20 protein-coding genes are annotated in these 19,853 nt (G+C 72.9%); 15 read left to right on the forward strand and 5 right to left on the reverse strand.

The features are described from left to right. The first annotated feature begins 123 nt into the window (after positions 1–123). Together D3105_RS20715 and D3105_RS20720 are read left to right on the forward strand one after the other, a co-directional pair. Positions 124–1,185 (forward strand): alpha/beta hydrolase, encoded by a 1,062-nt coding sequence (locus D3105_RS20715; protein ID WP_118904600.1) that lies wholly within the window; start codon positions 124–126, stop codon positions 1,183–1,185. Further along, positions 1,182–2,414, forward strand: a complete 1,233-nt coding sequence (locus tag D3105_RS20720; RefSeq protein ID WP_118904601.1) for an acyltransferase family protein — start codon at positions 1,182–1,184, stop codon at positions 2,412–2,414. Before D3105_RS20715 ends, D3105_RS20720 begins: the two co-directional genes overlap by 4 nt. 67 nt (positions 2,415–2,481) lie before the next feature. On the opposite strand, the gene D3105_RS20725 is transcribed toward D3105_RS20720, so the two are convergent. Then, positions 2,482–3,495, reverse strand: coding sequence for an aldo/keto reductase (locus D3105_RS20725; RefSeq protein WP_118904602.1), 1,014 nt, complete (start codon positions 3,493–3,495; stop codon positions 2,482–2,484). Further along, on the reverse strand, positions 3,495–3,905 hold the full coding sequence (locus D3105_RS20730; RefSeq protein WP_165891051.1) for a MerR family transcriptional regulator: 411 nt from the start codon (positions 3,903–3,905) through the stop codon (positions 3,495–3,497). The genes D3105_RS20725 and D3105_RS20730 overlap by 1 nt, the downstream gene beginning before the upstream one ends. 154 nt (positions 3,906–4,059) lie before the next feature. Here D3105_RS20730 and D3105_RS20735 point away from each other — a divergent pair, with 154 nt between their 5' ends. The 6 genes from D3105_RS20735 (at position 4,060) to D3105_RS20760 (ending at position 10,478) form a co-directional block, all read left to right on the forward strand. Next, a complete protein-coding gene (locus tag D3105_RS20735; RefSeq protein WP_118904604.1) occupies positions 4,060–4,371 on the forward strand; it encodes a small hydrophilic protein in 312 nt (103 codons plus the stop codon). Next, positions 4,343–5,815: a sensor histidine kinase gene (locus tag D3105_RS20740; protein ID WP_240646973.1), complete on the forward strand. Its 1,473-nt coding sequence runs from the start codon at positions 4,343–4,345 to the stop codon at positions 5,813–5,815. The genes D3105_RS20735 and D3105_RS20740 overlap by 29 nt, the downstream gene beginning before the upstream one ends. After that, entirely contained in the window at positions 5,812–6,471 is a 660-nt protein-coding gene (locus tag D3105_RS20745; RefSeq protein WP_073821298.1) for a response regulator transcription factor, read from the forward strand. The genes D3105_RS20740 and D3105_RS20745 overlap by 4 nt, the downstream gene beginning before the upstream one ends. Before the next feature lie 79 nt (positions 6,472–6,550). Continuing rightward, positions 6,551–7,978, forward strand: coding sequence for an SLC13 family permease (locus tag D3105_RS20750; protein WP_118904605.1), 1,428 nt, complete (start codon positions 6,551–6,553; stop codon positions 7,976–7,978). 201 nt (positions 7,979–8,179) lie between these two features. Continuing rightward, a complete protein-coding gene (locus D3105_RS20755) occupies positions 8,180–9,391 on the forward strand; it encodes a glycerate kinase (RefSeq protein WP_118904606.1) in 1,212 nt (403 codons plus the stop codon). Positions 9,392–9,665: 274 nt separating this feature from the next. Further along, positions 9,666–10,478 carry a serine hydrolase domain-containing protein gene (locus tag D3105_RS20760; RefSeq protein WP_118904607.1) on the forward strand — a complete coding sequence of 271 codons (813 nt, stop codon included), beginning with the start codon at positions 9,666–9,668 and terminating at the stop codon, positions 10,476–10,478. Between the two features lie 9 nt (positions 10,479–10,487). Here D3105_RS20760 and D3105_RS20765 read toward each other — a convergent pair whose 3' ends face one another. Next, positions 10,488–11,759, reverse strand: coding sequence for an aminotransferase class I/II-fold pyridoxal phosphate-dependent enzyme (locus tag D3105_RS20765; RefSeq protein ID WP_118904608.1), 1,272 nt, complete (start codon positions 11,757–11,759; stop codon positions 10,488–10,490). 107 nt (positions 11,760–11,866) lie between these two features. Between D3105_RS20765 and D3105_RS20770 the strand changes: the two genes are divergently transcribed. Next, a complete protein-coding gene (locus D3105_RS20770; RefSeq protein ID WP_412080993.1) occupies positions 11,867–12,133 on the forward strand; it encodes a hypothetical protein in 267 nt (88 codons plus the stop codon). 114 nt (positions 12,134–12,247) lie between these two features. Further along, positions 12,248–12,961, forward strand: coding sequence for a DinB family protein (locus D3105_RS20775; RefSeq protein ID WP_118904609.1), 714 nt, complete (start codon positions 12,248–12,250; stop codon positions 12,959–12,961). 16 nt (positions 12,962–12,977) lie between these two features. Here D3105_RS20775 and D3105_RS20780 read toward each other — a convergent pair whose 3' ends face one another. Next, on the reverse strand, positions 12,978–13,637 hold the full coding sequence (locus D3105_RS20780) for a pirin family protein (RefSeq protein ID WP_118904610.1): 660 nt from the start codon (positions 13,635–13,637) through the stop codon (positions 12,978–12,980). A 138-nt stretch (positions 13,638–13,775) separates the two neighbouring features. Here D3105_RS20780 and D3105_RS20785 point away from each other — a divergent pair, with 138 nt between their 5' ends. From D3105_RS20785 to fabF, 5 genes are all read left to right on the forward strand, one after another. Beyond that, entirely contained in the window at positions 13,776–14,975 is a 1,200-nt protein-coding gene (locus D3105_RS20785; RefSeq protein WP_118904611.1) for a PucR family transcriptional regulator, read from the forward strand. A gap of 89 nt (positions 14,976–15,064) precedes the next feature. Continuing rightward, on the forward strand, positions 15,065–15,982 hold the full coding sequence (locus D3105_RS20790) for an ACP S-malonyltransferase (RefSeq protein ID WP_118904612.1): 918 nt from the start codon (positions 15,065–15,067) through the stop codon (positions 15,980–15,982). 9 nt (positions 15,983–15,991) lie between these two features. Continuing rightward, entirely contained in the window at positions 15,992–17,023 is a 1,032-nt protein-coding gene (locus D3105_RS20795) for a ketoacyl-ACP synthase III (protein ID WP_065490878.1), read from the forward strand. A 63-nt stretch (positions 17,024–17,086) separates the two neighbouring features. Then, positions 17,087–17,335 carry an acyl carrier protein gene (locus D3105_RS20800; RefSeq protein WP_003969376.1) on the forward strand — a complete coding sequence of 83 codons (249 nt, stop codon included), beginning with the start codon at positions 17,087–17,089 and terminating at the stop codon, positions 17,333–17,335. A gap of 76 nt (positions 17,336–17,411) precedes the next feature. After that, complete coding sequence (fabF, locus tag D3105_RS20805; protein WP_118904613.1) at positions 17,412–18,674, forward strand: beta-ketoacyl-ACP synthase II; 1,263 nt, start codon at positions 17,412–17,414, stop codon at positions 18,672–18,674. 124 nt (positions 18,675–18,798) lie between these two features. Here the strand turns inward: fabF and D3105_RS20810 are convergent, their stop codons facing one another. Continuing rightward, positions 18,799–19,293 carry a DUF3145 domain-containing protein gene (locus tag D3105_RS20810; RefSeq protein WP_118904614.1) on the reverse strand — a complete coding sequence of 165 codons (495 nt, stop codon included), beginning with the start codon at positions 19,291–19,293 and terminating at the stop codon, positions 18,799–18,801. Positions 19,294–19,853 lie beyond the last annotated feature (560 nt).

A 19,853-nucleotide genomic window follows, 5' to 3' on the forward strand; every position in this document is an offset into this window, starting at 1 on the left:
CCCCACCCCCTACCCCGGTATCACCCCGCAGTTGGCTCCCCGGTGTGACGTCGCGTCACCCGTCCTCTTCCTACCTTCCTCCCGGTCGCACCGCCCGGTGCGGATCCGGAGAGGGAGGGCACGATGCGCCGATACGCGAGAACCCTGGTCGCGTTCGCACTGGCCGCCGGTATGGCGGCAGGAACCACCGGCTGGGTTTCGGGGGACGCGCAGCAGGCGCTGACCGGGCCGCCGCCGGGCAGTGCGCAGTGGCGGGCGGACCGGGTGCTGGGCACGGAACTGCCCGATCCGGAGCGCGCCGCGCCTGCCGAAGTCGCGCGGTTCTACGCCGGGTTGAGCACCGCCGAACAGCAACTGCTGCTGGTGCGGCACCCGTCCGTCGTCGGCAACCTCGACGGGGTGCCGCTGGAACTGCGCTATCGCGCCAACTCCCTCGCCCTGGCCGCCGAGGACGACCCCCGCTACCGTTCGCTCGCCGCTCCCGGCCGGCAGATCCTCGCGTTCGACCCGCGCGGGCGCGGCCAGGTCGCCGAGGTCTTCGGCGACCTGCGCACCGCGCGGCGGGTCTCCGTGGTGGTGCCCGGGTCCGACAACGACGCCGGGACCTTCGACCGGAAGGTCGCCTCGCACGGGGCTCCGCCGGGGATGGCCAGGACCCTGCACACGGCGGCCGGTCCCGGGACGGCCGTCGTCGCCTGGGTCGGGTACACCACCCCGGTGGGCGTCGGCATCGACGCGGCCACCGGCAGCCTCGCGGAGGCGGGCGCCGGACGGCTGACCCGGTTCGCGGAGGGCCTGACGGCGGACGGGCTGCCCGAGCCCGCCGTGTTCTGCCACAGCTACGGCTCCGTCGTCTGCGGGATCGCCGCACACCGTCTCCCCGCCACCGACCTGGTGGCCCTCGGCTCCCCCGGCATGCGGGCGGACGATGCCGCGGGGCTGCGGACGAAGGCCCGGGTGTGGGCGGCGAAGGACCCGACCGACTGGATCGACAACGTGCCGAACGTGCGCTTCGCGGGCCTCGGCCACGGCACGGACCCGACCGACCCGGCGTTCGGCGCCCGCCGCGTACCGGCGGACGAGGCCCGGGGCCATGCCGGTTACTTCGCGCCGGGGACGGATTCGCTGCGGGCCTTCGCCGCCATCGCGCGGGGCACGGCCACGCCGGAAGGGACCGTCCGATGAACGCCGTACGGGAGAACGCGCGGCGGCTCGCCGCCCGTATCGACGCCTCCACCCCCGCCCACCGCGACCGGGCCGTCGACGGCCTGCGCGCCCTGGCCCTGCTCGCCGTGCCGCTCGGTCACTGGATGCTCGGCGGGTTCCGGCTCGACGCGGACGGTCTGCACAACGCGAGCCCGCTGGCCACGTTCGGCGCGCTCGCCCCCGCGAGCTGGGTGCTCCAGATGCTGGGGATCTTCTTCCTGGTCGGCGGTTACGCCTCGGTCCTCTCCTACCGCCGCCGGGCCTCGACCACGGCCGCCTGGCTGGGCGGCCGGCTGGCCCGCCTCGGCCGGCCGGTGCTCGGGGTGAGTGCCGTGTGGGCGGTGCTGCTCGCGGTGCTCTCCGCGCTGGGCGTGCCCGGCGACACCCTGCGTACGGGTTCGACGCTGGTGATCCAGCCGCTCTGGTTCGTCGGGGTGTACACCGTGGTCACGGCCCTCACCCCGGTCTGCGTCACGCTGGCGCGGAGGCTCGGCGGCGGGGCGGCGCTCCCGCTGCTGGTCTCCGTCGCCGTCGTGGACTTCCTGCGCTACGGGCCGTACGCGGAGGCGATGCCGTCCTGGCTGAGCGTGCTCAACGTCCTGCCCGGCTGGCTGTTCGCGTATCAGCTCGGTGTGTCGTGGGGCGAGGGCCGGATCGGGAAGCGCGGGGCCCGGCTGCTGCTGGTCGGCGGCGGGGTGCTGTTCGCCGTGCTGCTGCTGGTCTTCCACTACCCGGCGTCGATGGTCGGGGTGCCGGGCGAGGCCCGGACGAACTCGCATCCGCCGTCGCTGCTGGTGGTGGCGTTGGCCGCGGCCCAGAGCGGGGCGGCGATCCTGCTGCGCGACCGGCTCGGGCGGCTGCTGCGCAGGCCGCTGCTCTGGGCACCGGTCGTGGTGGTCAACCTGTCCGCGATGACAATCCTGTGCTGGCACCAGACGGCGATGCTGGCCGCCGCCGTACCGGCCTCGCTCGCGGGGGCCGGGGGCACGGCGGTGGCGGGGCTGACGAGCGCGCCGGACACCGTGGGCTGGATCCTCGCCCGGGCCGCGTGGCTGCCGGTGTTCGCCGGGCTGCTGGTGCTGATCGCCCGGTACGCGCGCCGCTTCGAGGCCCCGTGGCGGACGGGCACCCGCGCCGCGAACGCCCGCCGCGCGCTGGCGGGGCTGCTCGCGGCGGGGTTCGCGGTGTTCGCGCTGGGGCTGGCGTGAGGAAACGGCGTCATGAACCTCATGAACCAGGCGATCACCGCGTACGCCCCCGGGCTCCTCGTGACGTCTACTCCCGCGCCGCCGACGTACTGCTCATGTCCGGGTAGCGGTCCCCCGCCACCCGCCCCGCGATCGGCTCCAGCGCGGCCAGTTCGTCCGCCGTCAGGGTCAGCCGGGTCGCCGCGACGTTCTCCAGGAGGCGGCCGCGCTTACGGGTGCCGGGGATCGGGACCACGTTCAGGCCGTGGACCTCGGCGCGCTGCTGGACCCAGGCGAGGGCCACCTGCGCGGCCGTCACCCCGTGCGCGGCGGCGATCTTGTGGACGGGCTCCAGCAGGGCCGCGTTCGTCCGGGCGTTGTCGCCGGTGAACCGGGGCTGGTGCTTGCGGAAGTCGCCCTCGGTCAGCTCCTTGCCCGCGTCGGTGAAGGCCCCGGTGAGGAAGCCCCGGCCGAGCGGGGAGTACGGGACGAGCGTGACGCCCAGTTCGGCCGCCGCGCCGACGGCGCTCTTCTCGACGTCACGGCTGAAGAGGGACCACTCCGACTGGAGGGCGGCGATCGGGTGCACGGCGTACGCCTCGCGCAGTTCGGGGCCGGTCACCTCGCTGAGCCCGATCTGCTTGATCTTGCCCTGCCTGACCAGCTCCGCCAGCGCGCCGATCGATTCGGCGAGCGGGACGGCCGGGTCGCGGCGGTGCATGTAGTAGAGGTCGATGACGTCGGTGTTCAGCCGGCGCAGGCTCGCCTCGACGGCGGTACGGATGTACGCGGGGTCGTTGCTGATGCCCCGGTACTGGGGGTCGTCGGTGCGGACGAGGGCGAACTTGGTGGCGAGGGTGATCTCGTCCCGGTGAGCCCCGGCGAACGGGGCGAGGAACTCCTCGTTGGCCCCGCGCCCGTAGGCGTCGGCGGTGTCGAGGAGGGTGACGCCGGCCTCCAGGGCCGCGTCGAGGGTGTCGCGGGCGGCGCGTTCGTCGGTGTCGCCGTAGAACTCGCTCATGCCCATGCAGCCGAGGCCCTGGACGCCGACCTGCGGCCCGCCCGCTCCCAGCTCCACGGTGGCGATCTTGTCAACAGTCATCAGGCGCTGTGCCTCTCCGGCGCCCGGCGGGCGCCCGCATAGAAATCGATCTTGCGGTCGAGGACGGCGAGGGTGTCGTGGAGCTCCGCGATCCGCGAGATCACATCGCGGCGGGTCGCCTCCAGCAGTGCCTGCCGTGCCTCGAAGGTGGACTCCCCCTCGCGCAGCAGCTCCGCGTACCGCACCATGTCGGCGACGGGCATCCCGGTCAGCCGCAGCTTGCCGACGAAGGCCAGCCAGTCGAGGTCGCGGTTGCTGAAGCGGCGCTGGCCCGTGTGCGAGCGGTCGACGTGGGGCATGAGCCCGATGCGCTCGTACCAGCGCAGGGTGTGCGCGGTGAGACCGGTGAAGGCGACGACCTCGCTGATCGAATAGCTGTCCTGGCCCGCGGGGCGGGGGTGCTCCGTCATGTGTTCCACGCTAGATCCTTGGAGTGCACTCGAAGCAAGCGCTGCCGGAGGCCCGCACCCCCTCTCCGGGACAGGAATGTCACCATTGTCCGAGATGAAGGAATGTTCATCCTGGCTTCATGTTCGTACCGCCCGGGACCGTCAGGGTGAACCCATGGCTTTCTCACCTCGTCTCGCGGCCCTGGCAGCCGTCGTCGCCGTGCCCCTGGGCATAGCGGCAACCAGCTACGCCATGACCGACACCTCGGAGGCGCCGAAGGTGCCTCCCGCCGTTCAGCTGGAGGAGAGCCCGCGCGGCACACCGTCGCCGGGCCGGGACGCTTCGCCGAGCGGTGCCGCCTCCCCGAGCGGCATTCCGACGCCGAGCGGTTCCGCCACCCCGACCGGCACCCCGGACAGCTCCGTCGTCCCGGGCCCCTCCGCGGCCGACGACGACGATGACGACGACTTCGGTGATGACGGTTAGCCGGTCGCCCCTGGGCTTCCCGAGGATCTCCGCCCGCGTCCGGATCCTGCTGTGGTTGCTGGTCGTGATGGCGGTCGCGCTGGGCGCGGTCGCCGTCACCGTGCGCTCGATCCTCCAGCGGGACGTGGACCACCGCATCAGCCAGCTGCTCACGCAGGAGACCGGCGAGTTCGCCAACTTCGTGCCGCAGGGGGTGGACCCGGACACCGGCGGCCGGTTCGACACCGCCGACCGGCTGCTCCGCGTCTATCTGCAACGCCAGTACGCCGACCCGGACGAGGAACTGCTGGGCCTGACCGGCCCGCCCGGCGACCGGCCCGACGTCATCCGGCAGCGCCGCGACCTGCCCCCGGACACCGCACTGTGGCGGGACACCGACGCGCTCACCCGGATCCGCGCCTCCCAGGACCCCTTCGGCACGCTGGAGCGCCCGCAGGGCGAACTGCGCTGGGCGAAGGTCGAGATCGGGCCGTCCGCGGGCGGGCAGCCCGGGGCGTTCGTCGTCGCCTTCCACCCGGAGCGCGAACGGGCCGTCGCCGACAAGACGTTCTGGATGCTGCTCGCCCTGTCCGGGGTCGCCCTGCTGATGACGACCGGGATCGGCTGGGCCGTCGCCGGACGCATCCTCGCGCCCGTCCGGCTCGTGCGGACGACGGCGGCGGAGCTGACCGAGCAGGACCTGACCCGGCGGATCCCCGTGGAGGGCCGGGACGACATCGCGGCCCTCGCCGAGACGTTCAACGCGATGCTGGACCGGCTTGAGCGGGCGTTCGCCGCACAGCGGGTCTTCGTCGACGACGCCGGGCACGAGCTGCGCACCCCGATCACCATCGTCCGGGGCCACCTGGAGCTGATGGGCGACGATCCGGCGGACCGGGAGGAGACGGTACGGCTGGTCACCGACGAGCTGGACCGGATGAGCCGGATCGTGGAGGACCTGCTGCTGCTCGCGGGGGCCGAGCGCCCCGACTTCGTGCGCCCCGAGCCCGTCCAGCTCGCGGAGCTGACCGCCGATGTGTTCGTGAAGGTGCGGACCCTCGGCGAGCGGGAGTGGCAGCTCGACGGGGTCGCGGACCGCGAAGTGCGCCTGGATCCGCAGCGGATGACGCAGGCGATGGTCCAGCTGGCGCAGAACGCGGTCCAGCACACCGTGCCCGGCCAGCGCATCCGCATCGGCTCCCGGGCCGTCGACGCCCGCACCGAGGGCGACCGCGTCGAACTGTACGTCGCCGACCACGGACCCGGCATTCCTCCGGAGGACGCCGAGGTCATCTTCGAGCGGTTCCGCCGGGGCACGTCCCGGCGCGGGACCCGCACCAGCGGGGCCGGGCTCGGTCTCGCCATCGTCAAGGCCATCGCGGAGGGCCACCACGGCCGCGTCGAACTCCGCCGGACCGAGGGCGGCGGAGCCACCTTCGTACTCACGCTGGAGACCGACTCATGAACCGCATCCTGATCGCCGAGGACGAGGAGCGCATCGCCTCGTTCGTCCAGAAGGGACTGCGCGCCAACGGCTTCACCACGGTCGTCGCCGAGGACGGCGACCTGGCGCTCGGCCACGCGCTGACCGGCGGGTTCGACCTGATGGTGCTCGACATCGGGCTGCCGGGCCGGGACGGCTTCACCGTGCTGCGGGAGCTGCGCGAGGCGCGCGTCACGCTGCCGGTGATCGTGCTCACCGCCCGCGACTCGGTCCGCGACACGGTGGCCGGCCTGGAGGGCGGGGCCGACGACTGGATGACGAAGCCGTTCCGCTTCGAGGAACTGCTCGCCCGGGTACGGCTGCGCCAGCGCACCGCGGCCCGCGCGCCCGAGGTCACCATGTTGCGCAGCGGCAGCCTCGCCCTGGACCTACGGACGCGCCGGGCCCGCGCGGAGGACCGGACGGTGGATCTGACGGCGCGCGAGTTCGTGCTGCTGGAGATGTTCCTGCGCCACCCGGGCCAGGTGCTGTCGCGCGAGCAGATCCTGTCGCACGTGTGGGGGTACGACTTCGACCCCGGCTCCAACATCGTGGACGTGTATGTCCGCGCGCTGCGCCGGAAGTTGGGGGCGGAGCGGCTGGAGACGGTGCGGGGCATGGGGTACCGGCTGCCGTAGCGGCGGGGCGCCGGGGAGATGAGAAGTCCTTCACGGGCGGCTCATCGAGCGCTCACCCCGCCTTCAGAGGCTGTACAGCGTGCCTCTCCCTCTCCGGCAGACCGTCGGCCTCTGTGCCGTCCTCGGGCTCTGCGCTCTCCTCGCCGTCCCCGGCGCCGCCCCCGGCCTCAGCGCCGACGGGCGGCTCTCGCTCGCCGTCTTCGCCCTGGCCACCGCCGCCTGGATCGCCACCCCGGTGGACGACGCCTACATCGCGCTCGGCGCGGGCCTGGCGCTGACGGTGACGGGGGTGATCAGCAGCGAGACCCTGTTCGCCACGTTGGGCGACGAGACGGTGTGGCTGCTGATCTGCGCCTTCGTCCTGGCGGCCGCCGTGACCCGGACCGGGCTCGCGGGCCGGGCCGCCGTCTTCCTGGTCGGCGGGGCCAGGACCGTACGCCAGCTGGTGCACCTGACCACCGCCGGTCTCGTGGTCACCGCGTTCGCCGTGCCGGCCACGTCGGGGCGGGCCGCGCTCGCCCTCCCGGTGTTCCTGGCGTTGGCGGCCGCACTCCGTGAGCGGACCCGCCTGGTCGTCATGCTGGCGCTGCTCTTCCCCACCGTCATCCTGCTGTCCGCCGTCGCGACGCTGATCGGGGCGGGGGCGCACCTGATCACGGTCGGAGTGCTGTGGGAGCAGACCGGGGAACAGCTGAGCTTCGTCCAATGGCTGGTCCTCGGGCTGCCGTTGGCCGTCGTCTCGTCCCATCTCGCCGCCGAACTGGTGCTGTTGACGACGACCCGGCGGGCCGACCGGAAGGGCCCGGTCACGATCACGGCGGCGCAGATCCAGGAGCACTCCGAGACGGCTGTCGAGGGCCCGTTCACCCCGGCGGAGTCCCGATGTCTGCTGCTCCTGGCGACGGTCGTCCTGCTGTGGTGCAGCGAGCCGTTGCACGGGGTGTCGCCCGCCGTGGTCGCGCTCATCGGCGCGCTGGTGGCGACCTCGCCCGCGCTGGGGACGGTCCGTTTCAAGGACGGTCTGCGGACGGTCCCCTGGCCGCTGCTGCTGTTCATGGCCGCCACGATGGCGATGGGCGTCGCGCTCTCCGACTCGGGTGCGGCCGACTGGCTGGTGGGGTGGATACCCCTGGGGGCGTCCACGCCCCCGTGGATGTTCCTGGCCGGAGTGGTCGCCGTCAGCACGGCCGCCCATCTGGCGCTCCAGTCGCGCTCCGCCCGGTCCTCCGTCCTCGTCCCGCTGGTGGTCGCGGCGGCGGTCGGGGCCGGGGTCAACCCGGTCACGGCGGCGCTGGCGTCCACGGCCGCCGCCGGTTTCTGCCACACCCTGCCGTCCTCGGCCAAGCCGGTCGCGCTCTTCGCGGACGTGGCCGGCACCCCGACGTACACCCCGCGCGACCTGCTGCGGCTGTCCGCCTTCCTCGCGCCGCTCACGGCGGCCCTCGTCCTCGTCTTCGCCCTCGTCGTCTGGCCGCTGCTCGGCGTGCCCGTCCTCCTGGAGACCTAGGGCCTGTCGTTCGGATCGTGCCGGGCTCGCGTGCCCCGGCACGCGCATCTGCGGCGTTCTCGTCAATCACCGACTTCCCCAAGCTCTCGGCTTCGCTCGAGCAGGGGAGGCCCCATCCGCGTTGCCTCAGTCCTCCGCCTTGTAGCTGGTCCGCCGGACCCCGCTCCCCGACCCGACCTGATGTGAACGAAAGGCCCAGCCATGACCACTCGTCCTCACCGCATCGCCATCGCCCCCAGCGGCTTCAAGGAGTCCCTGTCGGCCGCCCGGGTCGCGGAGGCCATCGCCGCCGGGGTACGCCGGGTGATCCCCGACGCCGAACTCGACCTCATCCCCCTCGTGGACGGCGGCGAGGGCACGGCCGAGGCACTGGCCCTGGCGGGCGGCGGCCGCCTGGTCCCGGTCACCGCGACGGGCCCGGTGGGCGACCCGGTCGCCTCGCACTTCGCACTGCTGGGCGGCGGCACGACCCCCGGCCCGCGCACCGCCGTCGTGGAGATGGCGGCCGTCGCGGGCCTCGCCCTGGTCCCGCCGGACCGCCGCCACCCGGGCGCGACGACGACGTACGGGGTCGGCGAGCTGATCCGGGCGGCCCTGGACGCCGGGGCCCGGCGCATCCTCGTCGGCTGCGGCGACTCCGGTACGTCGGACGGGGGCGCGGGTGCGCTGCAGGCGCTCGGGGCCCGGCTGACCGACCGACACGGCCGCGAACTCCGGCCGGGCGGCGGGTCGTTGCACGAGCTGGAACACATCGACCCGTCCGACCTCGACCCGAGGCTCACCGACGCCGAGCTGCTGGTGGCCTGCAATCCGTACAACGTGCTGTGCGGAAAGAGGGGCGTGGCCCGGGTGTTCGGGCCGCAGAAGGGGGCGACCCCGGCGGAGGTGGAGCTGCTCTCGGCGGGCCTGGAGCGGCTGGCCGCCGTCCTCACCCGGGACCTGCTCCCGGCGTTCGCCCCGCGGGCCGCCGCCCCGGTCGACCTGCGGACGGCCCCGGGCACGGGCGCGTCGGGCGGTCTGGGGGCGGGGCTCGCGTCCGTGGGCGCCCAACTCCTGCCCCGGTACGACGTCCTCCTCGACGGCCTCGACCTGGACGCCCGCCTGGCCCGCGCCGACTTCGTGATCACGGCGGAGGGGGCGCTCGACCACCAGACCGTACGCGGGAAGATCCCGGCGGAGGTGGCGCGCCGGGCCCAGGCGGCGGGGGTGCCGGTCCTGGTGCTGGCCGGGACGATCGGGCCGGGCGCGCAGGACGTACGGGCGGTGGGCGTGGACGCGTACAGCGCGATCCTGCCGGCGCCGATGACGCTGGTGGAGGCGATCGGCCGGAGCGGCGAGTTCCTGGCGGACGCGACGGAGCGGGCGATGCGGATCATGGCCCTGGGGACCCGGCTGGCCCCGGTGGCCGCGTGAGGGCCCCCGCGGCGAGCTAGCGGGTGCGGACTGCCCGGGCAGGCGGGGCGGCCTCGGGCTTCCCCGGGTCGGCGTTGCGCACGGCCGGGCTTCCCGGGGCCGGGGCCCCCGCGGCGAGGAAACGAGGCCGGGCTCCCAGGGCACAGCGGTGCACGCCCGGGCTTCCCGGTGGCCGCGGCCCGGGCACGCTCCCGGCGACCCGGCCGTCCGAACCCGGGGCCCGGGGCCCGGAGCCCGGGACAGGATGCCGGGCACGGCCGTTAGGCTCGGACGCATGGAGAGCCTGCGCATCATCGACACCTGGCCGGTCACGACGGCGGCGGCCGCCGTCGTGCGGGCGGACGGCACGGTCCTCGGCACGCACGGGCCGGCCGGCCACCGCTTCCCCCTCGCCTCGGTCACCAAGCCGCTCGCGGCCTACGCGGCGCTGGTGGCGTACGAGGAGGGGGCCGTCGAGCTGGACGAGCCGGCCGGGCCCGAGGGCTCCACGGTGCGCCACCTGCTCGCCCACACCAGCGGCCTCGCCTTCGACGAGCACCGGGTGACGGCCCCGCCCGGCAACCGCCGCCTGTACTCGAACGCGGGCTTCGAGGTGCTGGGCGACCACATCGCGAAGGCGTCCGGCATCCCGTTCGCGGAGTACCTGCGCCAGGCGGTCCTGGAGCCGCTGGCCATGACGTCCACGACCCTCGACGGCTCCCCGGCCCGCGACGGCGTCTCCACCGTGGCCGACCTGGTCCGCTTCGCAGCCGAGGTCCAGGCCCCGCGTCTCCTCGACCCGCGGACGGTCCTTGAGGCCCAAAGCGTCGTGCATCCGGGCCTCAAGGGCGTCCTGCCGGGCTACGGCCACCAGAGCCCGAACGACTGGGGCCTCGGCTTCGAGATCCGCGACTCCAAGTCCCCGCACTGGACGGGGAACACGTCCTCCCCCGCCACCTTCGGGCACTTCGGCCAGTCGGGCACGTTCCTGTGGATCGACCCGGTCGCGGGCGTCGCCTGCGTCGCGCTGACCGACCGCGCCTTCGGCCCGTGGGCGGCGGAGGCCTGGACCCCGTTCACGGACGCGGTTCTGGCCGAGCTGTCCTGAACCGGCTGCTCAACCAGCCGTCTCCGTCAGCAGCTTCTCGTAGCCGACCAGGCGCACGCAGGCCGTGACGCCCGCGATGGCCTGCTCCAGCTCCTCGGGGGTGGGGAAGCTGGGCGCGATCCGGATCACCGCGTCGTCCGGGTCCTGGCCGTGGGGGTGGGTGGCGCCCGCCGGGGTGAGGACGATGCCCGCGTCGGCGGCGCGGCGCACCACGTCGCGGGCGCAGCCGTCGAGGACCTTCAGGGTGATGAAGTAGCCGCCCTTGGGGTCCGTCCAGGTGGCGAGGCCGGTGGAGCCGAGTTCGGCTTCGAGGATGCGCAGGACGGCGTCGAACTTCGGGCGGAGCTTGGCGCGGTGGAGGTCCATGTGGGCGTGGACGCCTGCCTCGTCCTTGAGGAAGAGCGCGTGCCGCAGCTGGTTCACCTTGTCCGGGCCGATGGTGCGCTTGGCGAGGTTGCCGAGCAGCCAGGCGACATTGTCGGGCGAGGCGCCGAAGAAGCCGACGCCGCTCCCGGCGAAGGTGATCTTCGAGGTGGAGCCGAAGACGAAGGCCCGGTCGGGGTGGCCGTGGCCGGCGCAGGCGGCGAGCACGTCGGCTATCGCTACGCGCTCGTCGGTCAGGTGGTGGACGGCGTACGCGTTGTCCCAGAAGATCCGGAAGTCGGGCGCGGCGGTGGGCATGGCGGCGAGCCGGTCGACGACCTCGTCGCTGTAGCTGATCCCGTCCGGGTTGCTGTACTTCGGGACGCACCAGATGCCCTTGACCGAGGCGTCCTCGGCCACCAGCCGCTCCACGGTGTCCATGTCCGGGCCCTGGTCGGTCATCGGGACGGGGATCATCTCGATGCCGAGCCGCTCGCACACACCGAAGTGCCGGTCGTAGCCGGGTACGGGACAGAGGAAGGCGATCCGCTCCTGGTCGACCCAGCGGGAGTCGGCCCCCGGCAGCACGCTCAGCATCGCGTGCACCAGGCTGTCGTGCATCAGCTCCAGGCTGGAGTTGCCCGCGGCCACCAGCTGCTCGACGGGGACCTGGAGCGGGCCGCTGAAGATCTCCCGCAGTTCGCGCAGGCCGTGGAGGCCGCCGTAGTTGCGGGTGTCCACGGATTCGGCGCTGCGGTACGTCTCGCCGGGCAGGGCGAGCAGCGGCGCGGACAGGTCGAGCTGGTCCGCGGCCGGCTTCCCGCGCGTGAGGTCGAGGGAGAGGCCCCGCTCCACCAGCTCGGCGTAGTCCTGCTGCGCGCGGTCTCGGTGGGCGGCCAGGGCTTCGGGGCCGGACACGATGGTGTTGATGGCAGATCTCCTTCGTGGGCGAACGCACGGCGTACGGGCATATGACGCCACCTGCACCTTACGAAGGCGCCCCGCCCCGGCAGGCCCCAGGGTCGGTGGCCCGCGTCGAGAACGCCTGCCCGCGATCAGACCGGGGCGAGCCGCGGAGCGCGCTGCTAGCCGGGGATTACTGCGCCGACGAGCGCGACTGGCCCGAGACGCTGGTCGTCCTCGGGCTCTCCATCCCCGTATCGCTCGTGGGGACCGCGCCGGTCACGGCCGGCAGTGTGAGCCGCCGGATGAGCGGGCACGCCCAGGCGATGCGTGAGCTGGACCGGATGGCGGAGAGGCGCGAGAAGAAGTCCGAGCAGTCCCAGGGGTGATGGGCGGCTCCGGCACCCCTCCGGGAATTCGGTCGCGTCCCCCGGGGTGAGCCGTTAGCTTCCCTCCGGAACGCCGGGGGACCGCCCCGGCGCTCCACGACGAGGGGGCTGCGTATGAGCGGCGAGGGTCCGCGGACCGACCGGTTGAGCATCCTGCTGGAGCAGTTCGACCAGGCGCGGGAGATGGCCGAGGTCCGGCTGCACGGGCTCGGCGACGAGGAGTACCTCTGGGAGCCCGCGCCCGGCAGCTGGTCGATCCGGCGCCGGGAGGAGGCCACGACGCCCCGGGCGTACGGTCCTGGCGCCTGGGTCATCGACAAGGGGGCGCCGGAGATCCCGGCGACCGAGTACGCGGAAGTCGCCCGGCAGGCGGCGGACGGGATGTCCGTCGCGAAGATCGCCGAGGACTGGAGCGTGAGCGTCGAACGGGTCGAGGAGGTCCTCGCGTTCACCGGCGAGCCGGAGCCCGATGTCGTACCGATCACGACCATCGCGTGGCGGCTCGGACATCTGCACTCCGACTTCGCGGGCCGCTGGGAGTGGACCTTCGGCGAGCGGCGGCGGGACCCGCATCTGCTGGTCGACTTCACCCCGTCCGCTTCCCTCGCACTGGAACGGTTCTGGGCGACCCTCGACCGCCACCGCGCGAGCGTCGGCGCGCTCACCGAGGAGCAGCTCGATACGGTCGGCCTCTCGCAGTACCCGTACGGCTCCGATCCGGACGACGCGTACATCGGCACGCTGGCCAACGGCAATCTGGAGCTCATCCACCACATGGCCGAGATCGCGCTGCTGCGTGACCTGTGGCGGGCCCGCCGGGCCGCGTAGTACCGGGCCGACGCCCTCAGCCCGCCAGCTCCCACACCAGCAGCTCCGCCGAGCCCGCCACCGCGACCGCCGCCAGGCCCCGGGCGTCGGTGATCCGGGCGGCGTCGCCGGGGCCCAGCTCCTCGCCGCCGAGGCCGACGCGGCCCCGCACCACGTGCACGTACAGGCGTACCGCGTCCGGGACCGCCGTGCGTTCGTCCTCGGTCAGGCGGCGGACGTGGAGCATCGCGCCCGCGCCGGGCAGGGCGTACGGGGTGGAGTCGGCGATGCCGGGCACCACCGTGTACGAGGGTTCGCCGCCCGGCTCCAGGGGGGCCAGCCACATCTGGAGGAAGGTCAACGGATCGGTGCCGTCGTTGCGTTCGACGTGGCGGACCCCGGAGGCGGCGCTCAGGTGGGCCACGTCCCCGGCCCGGACGACGGTGGAGTGGCCGGCCGAGTCGCGGTGGGTCAGCTCGCCCTCGACGACCCAGGTGACGATCTCCGTATGGCTGTGCGGGTGCTCCTCGAACCCGGCGCCGGGCGCGAGGCGCTCCTCGTTGCAGGCCAGGATCGGGCCGAAGCGGAGGTTGTCCGGGTCGTAGAAGGGGCCGAAGGAGAGGGCGTGCCGGGTGTCGATCCCGGCGGCCCCGTCGCCGCCCCGGTAGCGGTCGTCGGACCGGTGCACGGATATCACCCGGCCACGGTAGCCCGGGGGACGCCGGTACGGGTCCGGCGGACCGGGAGCCCTGCCGGCTGTTCCCCTACCCGCCGGTACGGGGCAGCGTCGCCCCGCCCCACCGATCCACCGGCCCGATAAGGCAGTCTTGTCCTCGTGCCCCGACCCGATCCTGAGCAGCCCCCCGCCCACGACGCCCACCTGCATGCCGCGACCTTGAAACGGCTGGAGCAGTCCTCCGGCCGGCTGGCCGCGAACGCGATTGCCCGCATGGACGAATCGCTGCCGTGGTACCGGGCGATGCCGCCGGAGAACCGGTCCTGGATCGGCCTGGTCGCCCAGGCCGGTATCGCCGCGTTCACCGAGTGGTTCCGGCATCCCGAGACCCCGCAGGCGATCTCGACCGATGTGTTCGGCACCGCCCCGCGCGAACTGACCCGGGCCATCACCCTGCGCCAGACCGTGGAGATGGTGCGGACCACGATCGAGGTCATGGAGGCCGCGATCGAGGAGGTGGCAGCCCCCGGCGACGAGTCGCTGCTGCGGGAGGCGCTGCTCGTCTACGCACGCGAGATCGCCTTCGCCACCGCCCAGGTCTACGCCCAGGCCGCCGAGGCCCGGGGCGCCTGGGACGCCCGGCTGGAGTCGCTGGTGGTGAACGCGGTGCTCTCCGGCGAGGCCGACGAGGGCGCCGTCTCCCGGGCCGCCGCGCTCGGCTGGAACTCCCCCGAGCACGTCTGCGTCGTTCTCGGCACCGCGCCCGACGGGGACAGCGAGCTGACCGTGGAGGCGATCCGGCGCGCCGCCCGGCACGCCAAGCTCCAGGTCCTCACCGGGGTCCTCGGCAACCGGCTCGTCGTCATCGCGGGCGGCAGCGACAATCCGCTCCAGGTCGCGAAGGGCCTGATCGGGCCGTACGCGGCCGGGCCGGTCGTCGCCGGGCCCGTCGTGCCCGACCTGCTGGCCGCGACCCGGTCCGCGCAGGCGGCGGCGGCCGGGCTGAAGGCGTGCTCGGCGTGGCAGGACGCGCCACGCCCGGTGCTGGCGGACGATCTCCTCCCGGAGCGCGCGATGGCCGGAGACCCGGCCGCGCGGGACCAGTTGGTGGAGGAGATCTACAGACCGCTGGAGGAGGCCGGTTCGGCTCTCCTGGAAACGCTGAGTGTCTATCTGGAGCAGGCGAGCAGTCTGGAAGGCGCCGCCCGGATGCTTTTCGTGCACCCCAACACCGTGCGCTACCGGCTCCGACGTGTGACCGACGTCACCGGATGGTCACCCTCCGATGTGCGCTCCGCGTTCACACTGCGGATCGCCCTGATCCTGGGGCGCTTGGCCGCAGCGGATCCTCAGTCCTAGACTTTTGTTGGACTTCAACAATTCCCCCGACGGTTCTTCGTCCCTGTCCCCACGGGCGTGCGGAGCCGTCCACAAGAGAGAGTGTGAGGGTGCTCGTACTCGTCGCTCCCGGCCAAGGCGCTCAGACGCCCGGCTTCCTGACTCCCTGGCTCGACCTCCCCGGTGCCGCCGACCGCATCGCGGCCTGGTCCGACGCCATCGGGCTCGACCTTGCCCACTACGGCACGAAGGCCGACGCGGACGAGATCCGCGACACCGCCGTGGCCCAGCCGCTCCTGGTGGCCGCCGGACTGCTCTCGGCGACCGCTCTGGACGCCGCCGCCCCCGACGTCGTCGCGGGCCACAGCGTCGGTGAGATCACCGCCGCCGCGCTCGCCGGCGTCATCGAGGACGAGGCCGCCCTGCGCTTCGTCCGGACCCGCGGGCTCGGCATGGCCGAAGCCGCCGCGGTCACCGAGACCGGTATGTCGGCCCTCCTCGGCGGCGACCCCGCCGTCACGGTCCCGCACCTGGAGAAGCTCGGGCTGACCCCGGCCAACGTCAACGGCGCCGGCCAGATCGTCGCCGCCGGCACCGCCGCCCAGCTCGCCGCCCTGGAGGCCGACAAGCCCGAGGGCGTGCGCCGGGTCGTCGCGCTGAAGGTGGCCGGCGCGTTCCACACACACCACATGGCCCCGGCCGTGGAGAAGCTGCGCGCGGCGGTCGGCGACCTCACCGTCTCCGACCCGACCGTGCGCTACGTTTCCAACGCCGACGGCCACACCGTGGCCACCGGCACCGAGGTCATCGCCCGGCTGGTCGGGCAGGTCGCCAACCCGGTCCGCTGGGACCTGTGCATGGAGACCTTCCAGTCCCTGGGCGTCACCGCACTGGTCGAGCTGAGCCCCGGCGGCACGCTGACCGGGATCGCCAAGCGTGCGCTGCCCGGCGTGCGGACGCTGGCGCTCAAGACCCCCGACGACCTCGACGCGGCCCGCGCGCTCATCTCCGAGCACGCAGGCGTCTAAGGAGCGAGCATGTCGAAGATCAAGCCCAGCAAGGGCGCCCCGTACGCACGGATCCTCGGCGTCGGCGGCTACCGCCCGACCCGGGTCGTGCCGAACGAGGTGATCCTCGAGACGATCGACTCGTCCGACGAGTGGATCCGCTCCCGCTCCGGCATCGTCACCCGCCACTGGGCCTCCGAGGAGGAGACCGTGGCCGCGATGTCGATCGAGGCGTCCGGCAAGGCCATCGCCGACGCGGGCATCGACCCCGAGCAGATCGGCGCGGTCGTCGTCTCGACCGTCTCGCACTTCAAGCAGACCCCGGCCGTCGCCACCGAGATCGCGCACCGGATCGGCGCGGGCAAGCCCGCCGCCTTCGACATCTCGGCCGGCTGCGCGGGCTTCGGCTACGGCCTCACCCTCGCCAAGGGCATGGTCGTCGAGGGCTCGGCGGAGTACGTCCTGGTGATCGGCGTGGAGCGGCTCAGCGACCTGACCGACCTGGAGGACCGCGCGACGGCCTTCCTGTTCGGTGACGGCGCCGGCGCGGTCGTCGTCGGCCCCTCCCAGGAGCCGGCCATCGGCCCGACCGTGTGGGGCTCCGAGGGCGACAAGTCCGAGACCATCAAGCAGACGGTCGGCTGGAACGAGTTCCGCCTCGGCGACGTCTCGCAGCTGCCGCTCGACTCGAAGGGCGAGGTCAAGTTCCCCGCCATCACGCAGGAGGGCCAGGCGGTCTTCCGCTGGGCCGTCTTCGAGATGGCGAAGGTCGCCCAGCAGGCGCTGGACGCGGCCGGGATCGCCCCGGAGGACCTGGACGTCTTCATCCCGCACCAGGCCAACATGCGGATCATCGACTCGATGGTGAAGACCCTGAAGCTGCCGGAGCACGTCACGGTCGCCCGTGACATCGAGTCCACCGGCAACACGTCCGCCGCCTCGATTCCGCTCGCCATGGAGCGGCTCCTGGCGACCGGTCAGGCGAAGAGCGGCGACACCGCGCTCGTCATCGGCTTCGGGGCGGGTCTCGTCTACGCCGCGACGGTCGTTACCCTCCCCTAGGCACACCGGACCTTTTGGGTCCGGACGCACGAACACCGAAGAAACCACCGAAGGAGCGCCAAGATGGCCGCCACGCAGGAAGAGATCGTCAAGGGTCTCGCCGAGATCGTCAACGAGATCGCCGGGATCCCGGAGGAGGACGTCCAGCTGGACAAGTCCTTCACCGACGACCTCGACGTCGACTCGCTGTCCATGGTCGAGGTCGTCGTCGCCGCCGAGGAGCGCTTCGACGTGAAGATCCCCGACGAGGACGTCAAGAACCTCAAGACGGTCGGCGACGCCGCCGACTACATCCTGAAGCACCAGGGCTGATCCCAGCCCGGCTGTGTCGCCACCCGGCGGTGGCGCCGCTGATTCACGACCCTCTACACGTGGAGAAGATTTTCCAGTGAACTCGACCAATCGCACCGTGGTCGTCACCGGTATCGGCGCAACCACTCCGCTGGGTGGCGACTCCGCATCGACCTGGGAAGGTCTGATGGCCGGCCGGTCCGGCGTCAAGCCTCTCGAAGGCGAGCGCTTCGCCGAACTGCCCGTCCGGATCGCCGCCCTCGCGGCCGTCGACCCGGGCGACGTCCTTCCCCGCCCGCTGGCCCGCAAGCTGGACCGCTCGGCGCAGTTCGCGCTGATCGCTGCCCGCGAGGCCTGGGCCGACGCGGGCTTCACCGCCAAGGCAGGCGAGGACGAGGCCATCGCGCCCGAGCGCCTCGGCTCGGTCATCGCCTCCGGTATCGGCGGCGTGATCACCTTGCTCGACCAGTACGACGTGCTGAAGGAGAAGGGCGTACGCCGCGTCTCCCCGCACACCGTGCCCATGCTCATGCCCAACGGCCCGGCGGCCAACGTCGGCCTGGAGGTCAACGCCCAGGCCGGTGTCCACACCCCCGTCTCGGCCTGCGCGTCCGGCGCGGAGGCCATCGGGTACGCCGTCGAGATGATCCGTTCCGGCCGTGCCGACGTCGTCGTCGCCGGTGGCACGGAGGCGGCGATCCACCCGCTGCCGATCGCCGCGTTCGCCAACATGATGGCGATGTCCAAGAACAACGACGAGCCCGAGAAGGCCTCGCGTCCGTACGACACCGGCCGGGACGGCTTCGTCCTCGGCGAGGGTGCGGGCGTCGTCATCCTGGAGTCCGCCGAGCACGCCGCGAAGCGTGGCGCGAAGGTCTACTGCGAGGTGCTGGGCCAGGGTCTGTCGGCCGACGCCCACCACATCGCGCAGCCCGAGCCCACCGGGCGGGGCATCGCCGCCGCGATGCAGAACCTGCTGGACTCCAGCGACCTCAAGCCGTCCGAGGTGGTCCACCTCAACGCGCACGCCACGTCGACGCCGCAGGGTGACATCGCGGAGATCAAGGCGCTGCGGAAGGTGCTGGGCGACGACCTGGACCATGTCGCGATCTCGGCGACGAAGTCGATGACGGGTCATCTGCTGGGTGGCGCGGGCGGTATCGAGACGGTGGCCACCGTGCTCGCGCTGCACCACCGCATCGCACCGCCGACCATCAACGTCGACGATCTCGACGAGGCGATCGAGGCGGACGTCGTGCGCGGTGAACCCCGGGCGCTGCCCGAGGGGCCGATCGCGGCGATCAACAACTCGTTCGGGTTCGGTGGGCACAACGTGGTGCTGGCGTTCCGCTCCATGTGACGCCGACTCTTTGACGGGTGAAGCCCGCTTCCCGGGTTCTCGGGAGGCGGGCTTCCTTGTTCCGGGGCTCCGCCCCGTACCCCGCTCCTCAATCGCCGGAGGGGCCTGATTTTGCGCCCCGGGATCAGACGACCTGGTGCAGCCAGCGGACCGGCGCGCCCTCGCCCGCGTGGCGGAAGGACTCCAACTCGTCGTCCCACGGCTTGCCGAGCAGGGAGGCGATCTCGGCCTCCAGGTCGCTCTCGCCGCGCACCGAACGCGCCAGCGCCGCCCGCAGCCGGTCCTCGGGGACCAGGATGTCGCCGTGCATGCCGGTGACGGCGTGGAAGATGCCGAGGGCGGGGGTGGAGCTGTAGCGCTCGCCCTCGGCGGTGGGGCACGGCTCGGCGGTCACCTCGAAGCGCAGCAGATCCCAGCCGCGCAGGGCGGAGGCGAGCTGCGATGCCGTGCCGGCGCGGCCCTTCCAGGAGAATTCGGACCGCCAGGTGCCGGGCGCGGCCGGCTGTCTGATCCAGTCCAGCTGGACCCGCACACCGAGGACGCCCGCCACGGCCCACTCGACATGTGGGCACAGCGCGCGCGGTGCGGAGTGAACGTACAGGACTCCACGTGTCGTCACCGGAACCTCCCGTGTGGGACGAGGTACGCCTTCCCCAGCGGCCTCGCGTCCGTACCGCCTCTTTCCGGCCAGAGCCCGAGGTTGTCATCAGTAAACAGCATCGGGAGTTAATCTCCTGAAAAGGGACAGTATGTGACGTGACGTAATGTACCGGAGCCGTCCGTGTGTGCGCGGGCGGGCGGAACGCCACTGGTTCGACGGGGAAAAGCTACCGTGCGCCGGGGCCGTCCGTGTGACGTACCGTCGGTCTCAGGCCCCTGATTCGCCGGGTTTCACCCGGCAGGGCGCGCACGGCCCCGACCTGGGGATCATGTGCTTGCCGGGGGCATGTCCAGAGGCATACGCCACAGGTTGACCGGAGGGGATCCGACCGATGCCGGAGCGTGCGACACGCCCACGAATGCGTACCGCTGCCGCCGCGCTGACGGCGCTCTCGTCCCTCGGCGTCGCCGCGCTGGCCGGCTGCTCCGGGGCCGGCTCGGACGGCGGCGTGTCGCGGAACGCGCCGGCCGCCTCGCGCGGTGCCTCGCCGTCCCCCTCCCCCACCCCTGACTGGAACC

Origin of the sequence: Streptomyces globisporus (assembly GCF_003501885.1) — a bacterium.
Lineage (GTDB): Bacteria > Actinomycetota > Actinomycetes > Streptomycetales > Streptomycetaceae > Streptomyces > Streptomyces globisporus_D.